Origin of the sequence: Streptomyces sp. B5E4 (assembly GCF_039871555.1) — a bacterium.
In the GTDB taxonomy this organism is placed as follows: Bacteria; Actinomycetota; Actinomycetes; order Streptomycetales; family Streptomycetaceae; genus Streptomyces.
Map to the genome: position 1 here is coordinate 27,090 of NZ_JBDPMI010000013.1, position 17,177 is coordinate 44,266.

At 71.7% G+C, this 17,177-nt stretch carries 13 protein-coding genes; 2 read left to right on the forward strand and 11 right to left on the reverse strand.

Annotation, left to right across the window (positions count from 1 at the left end):
• The first annotated feature begins 248 nt into the window (after positions 1-248).
• Positions 249-1,661 carry a mandelate racemase/muconate lactonizing enzyme family protein gene (locus ABGA99_RS18540; protein WP_347578576.1) on the forward strand — a complete coding sequence of 471 codons (1,413 nt, stop codon included), beginning with the start codon at positions 249-251 and terminating at the stop codon, positions 1,659-1,661.
• 98 nt (positions 1,662-1,759) lie between these two features.
• On the opposite strand, the gene ABGA99_RS18545 is transcribed toward ABGA99_RS18540, so the two are convergent.
• The 9 genes from ABGA99_RS18545 to ABGA99_RS18585 form a co-directional block, all read right to left on the reverse strand.
• Entirely contained in the window at positions 1,760-2,128 is a 369-nt protein-coding gene (locus tag ABGA99_RS18545; protein ID WP_347578575.1) for a hypothetical protein, read from the reverse strand.
• Positions 2,097-2,942 (reverse strand): ABC transporter ATP-binding protein, encoded by an 846-nt coding sequence (locus ABGA99_RS18550; RefSeq protein WP_347578574.1) that lies wholly within the window; start codon positions 2,940-2,942, stop codon positions 2,097-2,099. The genes ABGA99_RS18545 and ABGA99_RS18550 overlap by 32 nt, the downstream gene beginning before the upstream one ends.
• Positions 2,939-3,841 carry an ABC transporter permease gene (locus ABGA99_RS18555; protein WP_347578573.1) on the reverse strand — a complete coding sequence of 301 codons (903 nt, stop codon included), beginning with the start codon at positions 3,839-3,841 and terminating at the stop codon, positions 2,939-2,941. The genes ABGA99_RS18550 and ABGA99_RS18555 overlap by 4 nt, the downstream gene beginning before the upstream one ends.
• On the reverse strand, positions 3,841-4,548 hold the full coding sequence (locus ABGA99_RS18560; RefSeq protein WP_347578572.1) for an ABC transporter permease: 708 nt from the start codon (positions 4,546-4,548) through the stop codon (positions 3,841-3,843). Before ABGA99_RS18560 ends, ABGA99_RS18555 begins: the two co-directional genes overlap by 1 nt.
• A 144-nt stretch (positions 4,549-4,692) precedes the next feature.
• Positions 4,693-5,832, reverse strand: coding sequence for an NrtA/SsuA/CpmA family ABC transporter substrate-binding protein (locus ABGA99_RS18565; protein ID WP_347578571.1), 1,140 nt, complete (start codon positions 5,830-5,832; stop codon positions 4,693-4,695).
• A 22-nt stretch (positions 5,833-5,854) separates the two neighbouring features.
• Positions 5,855-6,808, reverse strand: coding sequence for a sugar kinase (locus ABGA99_RS18570; protein WP_347578570.1), 954 nt, complete (start codon positions 6,806-6,808; stop codon positions 5,855-5,857).
• Positions 6,809-6,819: 11 nt separating this feature from the next.
• Positions 6,820-7,473: an RraA family protein gene (locus tag ABGA99_RS18575; RefSeq protein WP_018841348.1), complete on the reverse strand. Its 654-nt coding sequence runs from the start codon at positions 7,471-7,473 to the stop codon at positions 6,820-6,822.
• A gap of 49 nt (positions 7,474-7,522) precedes the next feature.
• Positions 7,523-8,293 carry an SDR family oxidoreductase gene (locus ABGA99_RS18580; protein ID WP_347578569.1) on the reverse strand — a complete coding sequence of 257 codons (771 nt, stop codon included), beginning with the start codon at positions 8,291-8,293 and terminating at the stop codon, positions 7,523-7,525.
• Positions 8,294-8,448: 155 nt separating this feature from the next.
• Entirely contained in the window at positions 8,449-9,393 is a 945-nt protein-coding gene (locus ABGA99_RS18585; RefSeq protein WP_347578568.1) for a LysR family transcriptional regulator, read from the reverse strand.
• Between the two features lie 234 nt (positions 9,394-9,627).
• On the opposite strand from ABGA99_RS18585, the gene ABGA99_RS18590 reads away from it, so the two are divergent.
• The gene (locus ABGA99_RS18590) at positions 9,628-10,134 is read left to right on the forward strand and encodes a 2,4'-dihydroxyacetophenone dioxygenase family protein (protein ID WP_347578567.1); all 507 of its coding nucleotides are present in this window, start codon (positions 9,628-9,630) and stop codon (positions 10,132-10,134) included.
• Positions 10,135-10,944: 810 nt separating this feature from the next.
• On the opposite strand, the gene tmk is transcribed toward ABGA99_RS18590, so the two are convergent.
• Positions 10,945-13,851: a dTMP kinase gene (tmk, locus tag ABGA99_RS18595; protein WP_347578566.1), complete on the reverse strand. Its 2,907-nt coding sequence runs from the start codon at positions 13,849-13,851 to the stop codon at positions 10,945-10,947.
• Positions 13,852-13,965: 114 nt separating this feature from the next.
• Positions 13,966-16,815 carry a type I DNA topoisomerase gene (gene topA / locus ABGA99_RS18600; RefSeq protein WP_347578565.1) on the reverse strand — a complete coding sequence of 950 codons (2,850 nt, stop codon included), beginning with the start codon at positions 16,813-16,815 and terminating at the stop codon, positions 13,966-13,968.
• Between the last annotated feature and the right edge of the window lie 362 nt (positions 16,816-17,177).

Sequence of the window (17,177 nt, forward strand, 5' to 3'; positions counted from 1 at the left end):
TAGTACGTCGTACAGGGTACGCAGCCGCACAGGGGGATGGGCGCAGCGTACGTACGGGATCCTCCGCCGTTAAGGGCGAGTTGGGGATGGGCCCATTCGCGAACCGAATCGAGCGGGCTTCCCTGCACGCATTCGCTTTCCTGATGAATGTATACGGAAACTAACGCTGCGGGACCGCTCCCACCCCACCGGTCCCGCACCTAGGGTGTGCCGCAGAATTTCCCGGAATCCTTACGGAGGACCCCCACATGCAGGAATCCGAGAACGGCACCGGCACGCGTTCCAGGCGCACCGTACTGGGACTCGGGGCAGCCGCTGCCGCTGGCGGCCTCGGGCTCGGCGCACTCGCATTCCGACCGGCGGAAGAACAGGTCGAGTTCCTCACCCAGAAAGTCAGCAGGGCGTCGAAGCCGAGCAAGCTGAAGATCACGGATCTGCGGGTGGCGGTGCTGGAGGGCGTGCCGTTCACCAGCCCGATCGTCCGCATCGAGACCAACCAGGGCATCTCCGGCTGGGGCGAGGTGCGCGACGACGCCGACAAGCGCTACGCGCTGGAGCTGAAGAGCCGGCTCCTCGGCGAGAATCCGTGCAACGTCGAGATGCTCTTCACCCGCCTCAAGCAGTTCGGCAACCACGGCCGCCGCGGCGGCGGTGTCTCAGGTGTCGAGATGGCGCTGTGGGATCTGGCGGGCAAGGCGTACGGCGTGCCGGTGTTCCAGATGCTCGGCGGCGCCTACCGCAGAAAGATACGCCTCTACACCGACACCACCGAGTCCGAGGACCCGAAGGTCTACGCGCAGCGCATGAAAGAGCGCGTGGAGATGGGCTTCACCTTCCTCAAGATGGACCTCGGCCTGGAAATCGTCCAGGACCTGCCGGGCGCGGTCGTCGGCAAGAGCCTGTACGACGGCAACCTCCAGCAGTACGACGGCACCCCCGGCGGCTACGGCATGACCGAGCACGGCCTCACCATGGTGCAGATCACCGACAAGGGCCTGGACGCCATGGCGGAGTACGTGGAGGCGGTGCGGGACGCCGTCGGCTACGACATCCCCATGGGCATGGACCACTTCGGCCACTTCGACGTCAACACCGCGATCCGGCTGGCGAACCGCTTCGAGCGCTACAACCTCGCCTGGCTGGAGGACCTGGTGCCGTGGTTCCGCACGGACGACTGGAAGGAGATCACCAAGGCCGTCAACGTCCCCACCATGACCGGCGAGGACATGTACGGCCTGGAGTCGTTCCGCACCCTCGTCGACGAGGGCGCCGTCGACCTGATCCAGCCCGACCCGGCGACCGCCGGCGGCATCCTGGAGACCAAGCGCATCGGCGACTACGCGCGCGAGCAGGGCATGGCGATGCCGCTGCACTACGCGGGCTCGCCGATCGGCGCGATGGCCAGCGCGCACATCGCCGCCGCCACCGAGAACTTCGTCTGCCTGGAGTACCACGCCAGCGACGTGAAGTTCTGGAACGACCTCATCGCGGGCGGCGAGCCGCTGCTGAAGGACGGCTTCTACCACGTGACCGACGCCCCGGGGCTGGGCGTGGAGCTGGACGAGAAGGAGATGGCCAAGCACCTGGCCGAGGGCGAGAAGCTGTTCGCGCCGACGAAGGAGTGGAACGACAACCCGGCCTGGGACCGCACCTGGAGCTGAGCCCCCGTCACCGCCTCCGGGCGGCAGACGAGGAGCCCGTACGCACCCGACCACGGTGGTGCGTACGGGCTCCCGGCTTCAGCGCGCCGACCGCGTGCTCACCGCGCCGCCGGGATCTCGTCCTCCGGCGGCACGATGCGCTCGATCCAGTACTCCCGCGCCAGCGCGTCCACGCCGGCCGGCGCCACGCCGCGCAGATGCACGACGTTGCCGTCCGTGCCGGCGATCCGGCCGTGCTTCTGCATCCGCAGGATGTGGTACCGCTCCGGCGGGAAGCCCAGCTCGACGTCGGCGGAGAAGCGGCCCCGCATGTCGCGCTCGTCGCCGACCGCCGGGTCGACCTTGCCGCTCGCCTGGACCGTCAGCCAGACCTGGTACGCCACGATGAGCAGGACCAGGATGAGCAGCCGGCGGATCGTGGGGCTGCGGACCGCCCTAAACGCCAGCGACTGCCGTTCCGTCGCCATCGGTCGCACCTCCCGCGTCGTCCGTCGCGCCGGCGCCGGCCGCCGCGCCCTCGTCGTCGACGAGCAGCTCGTTGACCCGGTTCGCGATCTCCCGGAACTCCGGCATCTCCAGCGCCGTACGCCACTCCCGCGGCCGGGGCAGGTCGACGGTGACGATCTCCCGTACCCGGCTCGGGCGCTTGGACAGCACCACGATCCGGTCGGAGAGGAACACCGCCTCGTCCACGTCGTGGGTGACGAAGAAGACCGTCGGGTGCCGCTTCTCGAAGATGCGGGTCAGGTCCTCCTGCAGCTTGCGCCGCGTCTGGGCGTCGATGCTGGCGAACGGCTCGTCCATCAGCATCACGGCCGGCTCGTTGGCCAGCACGCGGGCCACGCCCAGGCGCTGCTGCATGCCGCCGGACAGCTCGTGCGGGTACTTGTGCTCGAAGCCGCCGAGCCCGACGAGCTCCAGGAACTCCTTGCCCTTGGCGTCCCGTTCGGCGCGCGGCACGCCCTTCATCCGCAGCCCGAAGACCACGTTGCCCAGCACCGTCTTCCAGGGGAAGAGCGCGTGGCTCTGGAACACCACGCCGCGGTCCGGGCCGGGGCCGCTGACCGCCTGGCCGTCGACGACGACCTCGCCCTCCGTGAGGTTCACGAAGCCGGCGACGATGTTCAGCACGGTCGTCTTGCCGCAGCCGCTCGGGCCGAGCACGGAGACGAACTCGCCCTCGTCCACGCTGAACGAGACGTCGCCGATGGCGGTGACCTCCTCGCCGCTGTACGAGTCGACGTAGTTCTTCTGCAGTCCTGTGATCTCCAGCGCCGTCATCCGTCGGCCTCCAAACTCCGTACCATGCCCCACCGTTCGACGGTGGCGCGCTCGAACGGCGCCAGGACCATGGCGTCGAGCGCGTACCACAGGATTCCCAGCACTGCCATGCCCAGGAACACCTGGCTGATGTCGCCCACCCGGCGGGCGTCGAACATCATGAAGCCGACACCGCTGGTGCCGACGATGATCTCGGCGGCGACCAGGGCGCGCCAGCCGTAGCCGAGCCCGGTGCGGACGCCGCCCGCCACGGACGGCAGTGCGCCCGGGAGGATGACCTCGAAGAACACCCGCGTCCGGCTCGCGCCGAGGCTGCGCGCCGCGCGCAGCAGTTCGCGCGGCACCTGCTCCACACCCGCGACGACGCTCAGCATCAGCGGGAAGACGATCGTGTAGACGATCACGAAGGTGACCGCGGTCAGGCTGAAGCCGAACCAGACGATCACGATCGGCAGCCAGGCGATGTCGGCGACCGCCTGGAAGAACAGCAGGATCGGCCAGAAGAACCGGCGGACCTTGGCGAACATCGCCACCACGAAGCCCATCGGCAGGCCGATGGCCAGGCCGAAGCCGACGCCGTACGCCAGCCTGGTCAGCGAGTCCGTCAGATAGCCGGGCAGGATGCCCTTCTCCATCAGGTCGCCGAACTCCTCGACCACCCGCGGCGGGCCGACGAAGAACGCCTCGTCGAACACGCCCATCTCCGCGACCAGCCACCACAGCGCGATGACCGGCACGAACGGGCCGAGGGTGCGGAACGCGGCGCGGCGGGTGAGCCAGAGCCAGACCCTCCGGGCGCGTACCACGCCGGGGCTCGCACCCTTGCGCGGCCTGCGCCCCGCGGGCGCGCGCCGTACGGGCTCGGCTGCCTTGGCCGTGTCCGTCGTGTCCGACGCCATCAGCCCCTCCCTTCCGTCATGCCCCAGCGCTCGACCGTGCGCTTCTCCAGCGGGGCCAGCATGAGCCGGTCCATCAGCAGCCAGAGCACGCCGATGATGACCATCGAAGCGATGATCACGTCGGTCCGGAAGTACTTCTGCGCCTGGAACAGGGCATAGCCGAGGCCCGCGTTGCTCGCGATGATCTCCGCGGCGACCAGCCCGCGCCAGCCGTAGCCGAGGCCGACCCGCAGGCCGGTGACGACGCTGGGCAGCGCGCCCGGCAGCAGCACCTCCCAGAACATCCGCAGCCGGCTCGTGCCCATGCTGCGTGCGGCACGCAGCAGTTGGGTCGGGATCTGCCGGACGCCGAGCATCGCGTTGTACGTGATCGCGAAGAACATGGCGTTCCACACGATGAAGATCACGGCCTTGTCGCCGTAGCCGAACCACAGGGTGGCGACGGGGATCCAGGCGATGCCCGCGAGCGCCACGGAGAACCTCAGCAGCGGGGAGAAGAACGCCGACATCGCCGCGCTGGAGCCCAGCGCGATGCCGAAGGGCAGGGCGGTGGCGATGGCGAGCGCCGCGCCGATGCCCATGCGGCGCAGGCTCGCGCCGAGGTGGTCGAACAGCTCGCCGCTGGACCACATGTCGCCCAGTGCCGAGAGCACGTCGCCGACCTGGGGGAAGACCCGCAGCGGCGGATCGGTGATCGTGACGGCCACCAGCCACACCACGACGAGCAGCGCGAGCGGGGTGAGGAACCACAGCGCGGAGATCGCGCGCGCGGCCGGGGTGTTGGACCCGCCCCGCTTGCGCTTGCGCTGCTGCCCCGGCGGCCGTGGCCTGTTTTTCGGTACGGGGCGTGGTCACGACGGGCAGGCCTCGGCGGCCGTGTCGCGGTCGAAGGTGTACCCGCCCTCGATCGCCGCGGCGTCCGGGACGGGCGGCAGGTCGGCGAAGAGGTCGGGGTTGTCCTTCATGACCTTGAGGATCGGCTCGGGCTGGAAGTACTTGTTGACGTCGAAGCCCTTCTCGACGTTGCCCTGCTCGGCCAGCAGGGCCGCGAGGGTGTCGAGCGCCAGGTAGTTGCAGGCGGAGAAGCGGCCGTCGAGCTGCTTGACGTTGTGCTTCATCGCCTCCTGCGCGACCGCCTTCTCGGTGCCCGGCAGCCAGCGCGTCGCCGAGTCGGCGGCGTCGTCGGGGTTCTCGCGCATCCACTGGTCGGTCTGCGCGCGGGCGGTCAGGAACTGCTCGATGACCTCGGGGTTCTTCTCGGCGTAGGCGCGCGTGGTGACCAGGTAGCCGATGAAGGGGATGTAACCCCCGCCGCGCAGCACTTCCTTCGAGCCGTCGACCTGCCCGGTCATGGTGATCGGCCACGGGTCCCAGACGATGCCCGCGTCGATGCCGCCGGTCTCCAGCGCGACCGCCATGTCCGGCGGCTCGGTGTTGACGATCTCGACGTCGCCGGCCTTCAGCCCCGCGTCGTCCAGCAGGCCGAGGAGATACAGGTGGTTGATGGAGCCCTCGGAGACGCCGATGCGCTTGCCGCGCAGCGTCGAGAGGTCCTTGCCGTCGATGCCGGAGTCGCCGCCGGCCACCACGGCCATCGTCTCGTCGATGCTGAGCTGCGAGGACGAGCCGGTGTAGTTGCCGACGAGCACCAGGTCGATGCCCTGCTGGGCGGCGGCGATGGCCGGGGTGCCGACCTGGACCACGTCGACCTCGCCGGCCTGCAGCGCGTTCAGCGCGTCCACGCCGGTCGGGTACGGCTCCTTCAGCTTGACGTTGAGGTTCTGCTCGTCGAAGTAGCCCGCCTCGACGCCGGCCGGCAGGCCGATCTGGTCGATGGCGGAGACGTACCCGGCGGACAGCTTGGTCGGCTCGGTGCCGCCTGCGCCGCCGTCGACGTCGTCGTCCACGGTCGAGTCGCCGCCGCAGGCGGCCAGCAGCAGGGCTCCCGAACAAGCCGCCGCCACAGCTATGTGACGTGTTGCGCGAAACATGAGTCTCTCCTGATCCGTACGGCTACGGGGCTGGTGTGGGAGCGCCGGGGAGCAGCGCGTCCACCGCGGCCCGGTGCGGAATCGGCAGGACCGCTCCCGGTCCGGTGGTGGTGAGCGCGGCGGCGACGGCCGCGTAGCGGGCCGCCTCCAGCGGTACGGCACCCTCCAGGAGCCGGGCCGCGAACGCGCCGTCGAAGGTGTCGCCGGCCCCTGAGGGGTCGACGGCCCGCACCGGGTGGGGCGGAATGCGGGTCACGGTGCCCTCGTGGGCCAGCAGGGCGCCCTGGTCGCCCATCTTGAGCACGACGATGCCGGGGCCGCGGCGCACGAAGGCGTCGAGGACCTCCTCGGGCTCGTGCAGGCCGGTGAGCAGCCTGCCCTCCTCCAGGTTCGGCAGTGCCACATCGCACAGCTCGATGCTGCGCATGACCACCGCGCGGGCCCGTTCGACGGGCCAGAGCGCAGGGCGGTAGTTGGGGTCGTAGCCGATCAGCGTGCCGCTGCCGCGGGCCAGTTCCATGGCGTGAAAGGCCGCGTCGCAGGCCGACGGGCTGATCGCCTGGGTGATCCCGGTGACGTGCAGCATGCGCGCCCGCGCGATCGCCTCGGCCGGTACGTCGGCCGGGGCGAGCCGGCTGGCCGGCGAGTCCGCGCGGTAGTACGTGAACCTGCTGGCCGCGGGCGTACGGGAGATGAAGTAGATCCCGGTACGCCCGCCCGCCTCCCGGACGACGTGCTCGGTGCCGACACCCTCGCGCTGCCACAGCCGCAGCAGGGCGTCGCCGAAGTCGTCGTCGCCGATGCGGGTGACGTAGCCGGTGCGCGCGCCGGAGCGCTGCGCGGCCACCGCGAAGTTCGACGAGTCGCCGCCGTAGCCGACGGCGAAGTCGTCGCCCGGCGCGACGGGCTCGCGGCCCTCGGCACGGGCGTTGAACTCCAGCAGGGGCTCGCCGATGGCGAGGATGTCGTTGTCCATGTCCGCCGCCGTCAGATCCGCTGGTACTTCTCAAGGCCGCCGCGCAGCGAGCCGGACTCCCGGATGAGCCGGGTCTGCTCGCGCTCGCGCTCCTCGATGTCCGTGGCCAGCGCCAGCACCTCGGCGACCAGTTCCAGCGGCACGCAGACGACGCCGTCGCTGTCGGCGACGATCAGGTCGCCGGGGCGTACGGACACGCCGCCGACCTCGACCGGCTCGTTGAGCGAGACGGTCCGGTAGCGGCCGACGGTGGTGGCCGGGACGGCGCCGCGGGCGTAGATGGGGAGTTCGGGGTAGTCGCGGCGGATCTCCTCGACGTCCCGGACACCGGCGTCGAGCACCGCGCCGGCGATCTGGTTGGTGACGGCGCCCGCGGCCATCAGGCCGCCCCACACCGCGACGTCGGCGCCGCCCGCGGCGATGCAGATGACGCTGCCCGGCGCCGACTCGTCGATGGCACGCAGCGCGTGCGTGGGGGGCTCCGACACGTGCGAGGGCACCTCCTGCACCGTCACCGCGGGGCCCACCAACTTGCCGGGCAGCACCGCTTTGATGCTCCCGGTGAGGTAGCCCCGTACGCCCTTCTGCTCGACGGCGTCGGCCACCGACGCGGTGGCTATGCCGTGGAAGGCCGCGATGGTCTCCGGCGGGATGGTCGTCGTCATCTCGTGTTGGCTCCGATCTCGTACGTGCGTGCTGTATCGCGGCCGGGTCTCAGCGCGACAGCCAGCCGCCGTCGACGGCCAGGACGTGGCCGTGGACGTAGTCGGCGGCGGGTGAGGCGAGGAACACCACGGGTCCGGCGATGTCGGCGGGCCGGCCCCACCTGCCGGCGGGGATGCGGGCGAGGATCTCGTTGCTGCGGACGCCGTCGGCGCGCAGCTCCGAGGTCACGGCGGTGTCGATGTAGCCGGGGGCCACGGCGTTGACGTTGACCCCGCGGCCGGCCCACTCGTTGGCCAGGGCGCGGGTCAGTCCGACGAGGGCGTGCTTGCTCGACGTATACGACGGGACGTACATCCCGCCCTGGAAGCTGAGCACCGACGCGATGTTGATGATCTTGCCGTAACCGCGCTCCAGCATGCCCGCGCCGATGGCCCGGGTCAGCTCGAATGCGGCGTGCAGGTTCAGCTCCACGACGTCGTACCAGTCGGCGTCCCCGAATTCCGCGGCCGGGGCTCTGCGAATGAGCCCTGAATTGTTGACCAGAATGTCCAGGTCGAATCTCTCGACAAGTTGACTGATCTCACCTCTGCGGGCCCTGGCATCGGTCAGGTCGACGTGCACGCGAGTGACGGAAACTCCCCATTCAGCGGCCTCTTTGGCCACCGGGTCGAGATTGTCGCGCTCCGACAGCAATACCAAGTCGGCGCCGACGGCCGCGAGTCCGAGCGCCACTGCACGCCCGATTCCGCTGCCCGCTCCCGTAATGAGCGCACGACGGCCGTGCAGATCCCCGGTCCGGGAATCAGACTCCTCCGTCAACGCCCCTCTCCCTTCATTCGGTCCCAGCCGTGCATGGTTCCGGCTACGGAAACATTAGAAGCGGACTGCCAGGGCGTTAAGACTGAATTGCGAATGACAGTATTCGCAAAGCTGATGTGCCGGGCCGCACCGGACGGATGCGTACGCACGCCCGGTCACGCCGCGGCGGGCACCGCGTGGGTGCCGGCCGGGATCCGGGCCCGGACGATGGCGCGCAGCAGCGTACGGGCCGACGGCGTGAGCGGCCGTGAGGAGTCCCAGCAGACCGCCACGCGGCGCTCCGGGGCCCCCTTCAGCCGCCGTACGCGGACGCCGTCGACGTCGGCGACCTGGGCGGCCAGCGAGTTGGTCACGCCGACGCCGATGCCCTGGCGGACCATCGAGACCAGCGTCTGCGGCTGGTTGGTGGCCTGCACGGGCTCGATCTCGTGGCCGTTGTCGCGGAAGGTCCGGTACGTCTCGAAGTCGGGGGTCTCCGGGGCGTCGAGCCGGCCGATCGAGACGATCGGGTGCTCGGCGACGGCGTCGACGGACAGCGGGTCGGGCACGTCGGCCAGCGGATGCTCGCTGGGGTGGATGGCGACCAGCGACTCGCCCCACAGCAGCCGGCTGCGCACCGAGGCGGAGGACGGCGGGGGCGACATCGGGCGCAGGTAGACGTCGACGGCACCGGAGGTGAGGGCGTCGTCCAGCTCCAGCGTCGACCGCTCCACCAGCACCACCCGCACCTCGGGGCTGGTGCGTGCCAGCCCCTGCAGCAGGGCGGGCACGAACGCGGCGCTCGCGCTCGGGTACGAACCGAGCGTCACCACGCCGCGGGCGCCGCTGCGCCACGGGGCCATCGCGGCCTCCGCGGACTCCAGTGCGCGCAGGATCTCGTGGGCGTGGTCGGCGAGGACGACACCGGCCTCGGTCAGCTCCACGGGGCGCTTGCGGCGGTCGAAGAGGGGCAGGCCGATCTCGCGCTCCAGCGCGGCGACGTGCATGCTGACGCGGGGCTGCGACCGCTTGGTGGACTCGGCCGCGGCGACGAAGCTCCCCGTTTCGATGACCGCGAGGAAGGAGACGAACCATTCCAGCCTGACATCCGGGTTCAACATCTTGCCCTCACCCCGCACCGAAGCAGCGCGTCTTCCCGCCCAAACCAGCCCGACCCAGCCCGATCAGCACAACGGCACCAGTGATCAACAGCCGTCCTCAGGCTAAGTTGCGGGCTACGCGGGGGCAACAGTCGTGCACGGCGCAATGCTCGTGACAGCCATATCCGCCCGACGAATGCCGCTATTCGAAAGTCGGCCCTTGACCAGCATTCGGACAACTGGCTTCGTGGGGGGATGGCCAATGAAGTAGCCCCCGCCGTCATCGCGGCGACCACGTCGCTGCCGCCCGAACTCGCCGTCGCCGCCGTTCCCGAGGACGAGCGCGTGTGGGTGCCGCAAGCGCCCCATGTGTGGTTCCGGCCGCTGCTCTTCAATACGGTGACGGGCCAGTGGTGCAACCTGTTGAAGGTCACCGCCGCCGGCATCGTCTCCCGGCACCGGCACCCGGGCGCGGTCTTCGGGTACGTGATCAAGGGCAAGTGGCACTACTACGAGCACCCGTGGGTGGCCGAGCAGGGCCACTTCGTCTACGAGCCGCCGGGCGAGATCCACACGCTGGCCGTGCCGGAGGACTGCGCGGAGATGATCACGTTCTTCAACATCAGCGGCGCGATGATCTACCTGGACGAGGAGAACCGGAACACGGGCTACGAGGACGTGTTCACCAAGATCGACATGGCCCGCGCGCACTACGCGGGCAACGGCCTGGGCGCGGACTACGTGGAGCAGTTCATCCGCTGACGCCCTGCGCGCAGCGCCGCGGAGGGCCACGAGCGGGCAGGCGGCGCGGACGCGGGCTCGCACGTGGGCGCGGCCGCCGACGCCCATGCCCTGCGGGCGGCCCGGACGGGCGTAAGCGGGCGCGAGCCGGACCACGGACGCGGTCGCAGTGGCGGACGGGCGCGAGGGGTGCCGCGGGTACGAGACGGGCTGCCGGTACGGGAGCCGGGCACGGCGGAGGACGTGGGCACACCGCGGACGCGGATACGCCGCGGACGCGCGTGCCGCGTACGTCACCGGCGCGACCGCTGTCGAGCACCGCGTGCATGGCGGACCGGGCGCGGTCGTAGCGGCACGTACGCCGGGGAGGCGAGCGCTTCGTAGCCCGCACGCACGGCCGCGGTCACGGACGCCCGCGCGGCCACGGCCCTGCCCACCGGCACGGCCCGTGCCGCGTTTCCCGGCGCCGGTACGCCCCGCTCGTACCGGCGCCGGCGCGCGTCTCGACCGGGACCGGCAGGTGCACCCGGCGCCGCCTCCCCGGCCAGGTCCCGTACCGGCGAACGGCCCGGCCGGGCAGCCGCCTTCGGCTACGGGTACCGCCGGCGACCCGCCCCTGCACGGCAGCGGTCCTCGCGCGCCGACGCAGCCGCGACGCCCAGCGGGAACGTTCGGCGACCTGCCCCACGCACGCAACGCCGGCCGCAGCCCGCACGGCGCACCCGGCGGTCCTCACACGCCGGGCGAGGCAACCGACCCGGCCCTCCGCGGCGGCGGCCTCGCCTACCGGCACCGGCGATGCCGCTCAAGGGCGGCGCTCCCCGCAGGGGGTCAGCGGCGGTCCTCGCGGTCGTCCTTGCCGCGGGGGCCCAGGAGTTCGTCGGCCAGGGTGGGGAGGTCGTCCAGGGGCGTCTCCTCCGCCCAGTCCGGGCGGGGGCGGCGGCGGGAGTCCTGGTCCTCCGGGTCCGGGACCTGGGGCACCTGGAGCGTCTCCTCCACGTCCGGGTCCGGCACCTGCGGCAGGACGCGGGTCTCCTCCGCGTCGGAGGCGGTGTCCTTGCGCGTCTGCGGCCGTGGGGCCGTCTCCTGCGTGTCCGGGTCACGGGTCACCGGCAGCGGCTGCGTAGTGTCGTTCCCCGTGGTGCCCGCGGACGCGGCCGAAGCCGCGGCCTCCGCCGCCAGCCGCTCCTGCTCCGCGCGCAGCAGCGCCTCCTCCGCCTTGCGCTGCTTCTCCTTGCGGCGCTCCTCCGCCTCCCGGCGCAGCCGCGCCTCCTCCTCGGCCTGCCGGCGGATCCGCTCCTCCTCGGCGCGGCGCGCGGCCTCTTCGGCCTCGCGGCGCTTGCGCTCCTCCTCCGCCTGGCGGCGGGCCTCCTCGGCGCGCTGCCGGGCCAGCTCGGCCTCCCGCTCGGCCTCCAGCCGCTTGGCCTCCTCGATCTCGCGCCGCTTGCGCTCCTCTTCCTCCCGGCGCAGCCGCTCCAGTTGCTCCTGCCGCTCCCGCTCCAGCCGCTCTTCCTCGGCCTTGCGGGCGGCCTCCTCGGCCTCGCGGCGCTTGCGCTCCTCCTCGGCCTTGCGGCGGGCCTCCTCCTGGGCGCGCACCTCCTGCTCCGACAGCGGCAGGATCTGGTCCAGGCGGTGCCGTACGGCGGTGGTGACGACCCCGGGGTCCTGCCCCGCGTCGACCACCAGATAGCGCCCCGGATCCGCGGCGGCCAGCGCCAGGAACCCCGCGCGCACCCGCTCGTGGAACTCCGCCGGCTCCGACTCCAGCCGGTCCGGCGCCTCGGTGAACCGCTCCCGCGCCGTCTCCGGCGCGATGTCCAGCAGCACCGTCAGATGCGGTACGAGCCCGCCGGTGGCCCAGCGGTTGATCCGCGCCACCTCGGTCGGCGACAGCTCACGCCCGCCGCCCTGGTACGCGACGGAGGAGTCGATGTACCGGTCGGTGATGACCACCGCGCCGCGCTCCAGCGCGGGCCGGACGAGGCCGTCCACGTGCTCCGCGCGGTCCGCCGCGTACAGCAGGGCCTCCGCGCGGTGCGAGATCCCGGCGGTGGAGACGTCGAGCAGGATGGAGCGCAGCCGCTGCCCGATGGACGTGGCACCCGGCTCGCGGGTGACGACGACCTCGTGCCCCTTGTCCCTGATCCACTGCGCCAGCGCCTCGACCTGCGTGGACTTCCCGGCCCCGTCCCCGCCCTCGACGGCGATGAAGAACCCGCTCTGCGCCAGCCCCTCGTTCGGGTCCGCACCGCGCAGCGCCTCGCGCAGGTCGACGCGGAGCGGCACCCCCTGCCGGTCGTCGGTGCGCACCAGGACGAGCACCGCCACCGGCAGCAGCAGCGCGCCGGCCAGCATGTACGTGAACGCCGCGCCACCGTGCGCGAAGACCAGGTCGCCCGCCTCCAGGCGGTGCCGGCCGATGGCGGCGGCGAGCAGCGGCGCGCCGATCAGCGCGAGCGCGACCGCGACGCGCGAGACCGCGTGCAGATGGTCGACGAGCCGGGGCCTGCGGGCCTCCTCGGTCTCCTGCTCCAGCAGCGCGTGCCCGGTGGCGGCGGCGACACCCGCGGCGGTCCCCGCCAGCAGCGCGCACAGCACCCCGGTCGCCGCGTCGGCCACCAGGCCGACGAGCAGCAGCCCGATCCCGGCGACGCCGATGGCCAGTGCCAGCAGCCGGCGGCGCGACAGCCCGGGCAGCACCCGCGGCGCGGTCCGCACGCCGAGCACCGGCCCGGCGGTGGCGGCGAGCGCCAGCAGCGCGTACGCGATGGTGCCGTTGATGTCGTACGCCTCCTGCGCCTGCAGGACGGCGAGCGACACGGACGCGGCGAGGGCGGCGGCCGCGGCCGCGCAGGCGCCGACGAGCAGCGGCACCGCGCCCGTACGCCCGCGCTCGGGACCGCCGTCCGCGACCCGCGGCCGGCGCAGCCCCTCCAGCGGGGAGCGCGCCCGCGCCCCGCCGTCGGGCAGCTCCATGAAGAACAGCACCGAGACGGACGCCGCGAAGAGCCCGGCGGCGAGATACGAGCCCAGCGCGCCCGGGTGCCCGTCGAACCAGTCGAACCCGGAGCCCAGCAGCCGGCCGATCCACGCCGTCGCCAGCAGCGCGGCGGCACCGAGCGGCAGCGCCCCGTACCCCGTGCGCAGCGACAGCCGGCGCAGCGCGGCGCCGTGGTCGGGCAGCGGCCTTATCGCCGCGCCCTCGGGCGGCGGCGCGGGCAGCAGCGCGGGTGCGACGCTGTCCTTGGCGACGATCCACACCCGCTCGGCCGCGCCGGCGACGAAGACGGTGACGAGGATCCAGGTCAGCGCCGAGTCCTGCGTCCAGTCGATCCACAGCGGGGCGACGATGAGCAGTCCCGCGCGCACCACGTCCGCGCCGACCATCGTCCAGCGCCTGTCCAGCGCCCCGGACCCGGACAGCAGCGATCCGACCGGGCCGAGCAGCACCGCGCCGAAGACGACCGTCGACAGCAGCCGGACCGCGAAGACCACGCTGACGGTGACCGCCGCGCCGCGATAGCCGCCGCCGAAGGAGTCGGCCGCGAGTCCTGCCTGCAGCGCGAGCAGCACGAGGACGAGCAGTGCCAGCGCGTCCGCGGTGGCACTCGTGAGATGGGCGCCCCACAACCGCCTCAGTGACGGCACGCGCAGCAGCGCCCTCACGGCGCGCTCGCGCGAGTCCGCGACAAGGCTCTCGGTGGGGTCCGGCGCTGTCGTCGGCTGGTCGGGTCGCATGCGGTCAGCCTAGCGGGAGGGGCCGGACCGGTGAGCTTCGCACGAACACTTGCCCGGTTCTGTGGATTACCGGCGGGTTGTGGACAATCCGCGGCCTCCGCCCCCCGACGAGCGTTACCCGTCCTCGTCCGGCACGTCCGCCTTCGCCGACACCGTCTTCTTCGTCGTCGCCTTCTTCGCCGCCGCCGTCTTCGTCCCGGTCGCCTTCTTCGCCGCGGTCTTCGTCGCCGTCTTCTTCGCGGCGGTCTTCTTCGCCGCCGCCTTCTTGGCCGGCGCCTTCTTCGCGGGAGCCTTCTTCGCGGTCTTCTTCGCCGGCCCCTTCGCCCGCTTCTCCGCCAGCAGCTCGAACCCGCGCTCCGGCGTGATCGACTCCGGCTCGTCCCCGCGCCGCAGTGTCGCGTTCGTCTCGCCGTCCGTCACGTAAGGACCGAAGCGCCCGTCCTTGACCACCACCGGCTTCCCGCTCGCCGGGTCCTCGCCCAGCTCCTTCAGCGGCGGCTTCGCCGCGGCCCGCCCGCGCTGCTTGGGCTGGGCGTAGAGCGCGAGCGCCTCCTGAAGCGTGACCGTGAAGAGCTGGTCCTCGCTCTGCAGCGAGCGCGAGTCGGTGCCCTTCTTCAGATACGGGCCGAACCGCCCGTTCTGCGCGGTGATCTCCGTGCCGCTCTCCGGGTCGGTGCCGACGACCCGCGGCAGCGACAGCAGCTTCAGCGCGTCCGCCAGCGTCACCGTGTCCAGTGACATCGACTGGAACAGCGACGCCGTCCGCGGCTTCACCGCGTTCTTGCCGGACTGCGGCGTGCCCTCGGGCAGCACCTCGGTCACGTACGGCCCGTAGCGCCCGTCCTTGGCGACGATCTCGCGCCCGCTGTCCGGGTCGGTGCCCAGCTCGTACGCCCCGCTGGGCTTGTCGAGCAGTTCCTCGGCCAGCTCCACGGTCAGCTCGTCCGGCGGCAGCTCGTCCGGCACGTCGGCGCGCCGGTGCTCCTCGGTGTCCCGCTCGCCGCGCTCGACGTACGGCCCGTAGCGCCCGACGCGCAGCACGATCCCCTCGCCCACCGGGAACGTGGAGACCTCCCGGGCGTCGATCGCGCCCAGGTCGGTGACCAGCTCCTTCAGCCCCGCGAGATGGTCGGCGCCGGCCCGCTCCTCGGCGGGGGTGGCGACGTCGTCCGTGCCGAAGTAGAAGCGCCGCAGCCACGGCACCGCCTCGGCCTCGCCGCGCGCGATGCGGTCGAGGTCGTCCTCCATCTTGGCGGTGAAGTCGTAGTCGATGTAGCGGCCGAAGTGCTTCTCCATCAGGCCGACGACGGCGAAGGAGAGGAAGGACGGCACCAGGGCCGTGCCCTTCTTGAAGACGTAGCCGCGGTCCAGGATCGTGCCGATGATCGAGGCGTACGTGGACGGGCGGCCGATCTCCCGCTCCTCCAGCTCCTTGACGAGCGTCGCCTCGGTGAAGCGGGCGGGCGGCTTCGTGGCGTGCCCGTCCGCGGTGAGCTCCTCGGCGCTCAGCCGGTCGCCCTCGGCGAGCTGCGGCAGCGGCCGGTCGCGGTTGTCGAGGTCGGCGGAGGGATCGTCGGAGCCCTCGACGTACGCCTTCATGAAGCCGTGGAAGGTGATGACCCGGCCGGACGCGGAGAACTCGGCGTCCCGTCCGTCGGCCGCCGTGCCGCCCAGCTTCACGGTCACGGACTGCCCGGTGGCGTCCTTCATCTGCGAGGCGACCGTACGCATCCAGATCAGCTCGTACAGCCGGAACTCCGTGCCCGACAACCCCGTGTCCGCCGGCGTGCGGAAGCGGTCGCCGGAGGGCCGGATCGCCTCGTGCGCCTCCTGCGCGTTCTTCACCTTGCCCGCGTAGCTCCGCGGCCGGTCCGGCAGGTAGTCGCGCCCGTACAACTGCGTGACCTGCGCCCGCGCGGCGGCGACCGCGGTCTCCGACAGCGTCGTGGAGTCGGTGCGCATATAGGTGATGAAGCCGTTCTCGTACAGCCGCTGGGCCACCTGCATGGTGGCCTTGGCGCCGAGCCCCAGCTTGCGCGACGCCTCCTGCTGCAGCGTGGTCGTACGGAACGGGGCCGAGGGCGAGCGCCGGTACGGCTTCGCCTCGACGCTGCGTACGGCGAACGCCGTGTCCTGCAGCGCGGCGGCCAGCGCGCGGGCGCTCTCCTCGCTCAGGTGCAGCACGTCGGCCGACGACCCGCTCTTGAGCTGCCCGTCCGGGCCGAAGTCGCGGCCCTGGGCGATCCGGCGGCCGTCGACCGCGGAGAGCTTGGCGCCGAAGCTGCGCGGGTCGGTGGCGTCGCCGGCGCGGCCGGTGGCGAAGACGCCGGCCAGGTCCCAGTACTCGGCGGAGCGGAACGCGATGCGCTCGCGCTCCCGCTCGACGACGAGGCGGGTGGCGACGGACTGGACCCGGCCGGCGGACAGCCGGGGCATGACCTTCTTCCACAGCACCGGCGAGACCTCGTACCCGTACAGCCGGTCGAGGATGCGGCGGGTCTCCTGGGCGTCGACCAGTTTCTGGTTGAGCTGGCGCGGGTTGGCGACGGCCTGGCGGATCGCGTCCTTGGTGATCTCGTGGAAGACCATCCGGTGCACCGGGACCTTGGGCTTCAGCACCTCCAGCAGGTGCCACGCGATGGCCTCGCCCTCGCGGTCCTCATCCGTCGCGAGATACAGCTCGTCCGACTCGGCCAGCAGTTTCTTCAACTTGCTGACCTGTTGTTTTTTGTCGCTGTTCACCACATACAGCGGCTCGAAGTCATGATCGACGTTCACCCCGAGCCGCGCCCAGGACTCCCCCTTGTATTTCGCCGGCACCTCGGCGGCGCCGTTCGGGAGATCGCGGATGTGCCCGACGCTCGACTCGACCTCGTAGCCGGGGCCCAGATAGCCCTTGATCGTCTTCGCCTTGGCAGGCGACTCCACGATGACGAGTCGGCGGGTCTTGCTGGTGGCGGACAACTTCGGCTCTCTCTTCTCCGGTCGGAAGCTGGCAGCGATCTGGTGGGGGGATTCGCGGCGATCTTGCCGGTGGTCGATATCGGTGGCCTTGCGGGACCTCGTGTGGACGGCCGTGCGGATCGTACGTCGCTGTGCTGGGCGTTGCTGCGGAGTGTGACGGTACAACCCGCCCCCGTGTCAAGCGGCTAAAACCCGGGGCGCCACTCGAACGGTAACCCGACAAGCCGCCTAGCTCCCGCACAGGGCACATTCCGGTCGTGGTGGTCTGTATCGCACAGCCCCTTGACAGCAGCCAGTACTACAGATGGGAGTATGGGCGTCCGACCGCGCCGCGAGGCCCGTTCGGAGCCCACCACTTCAGA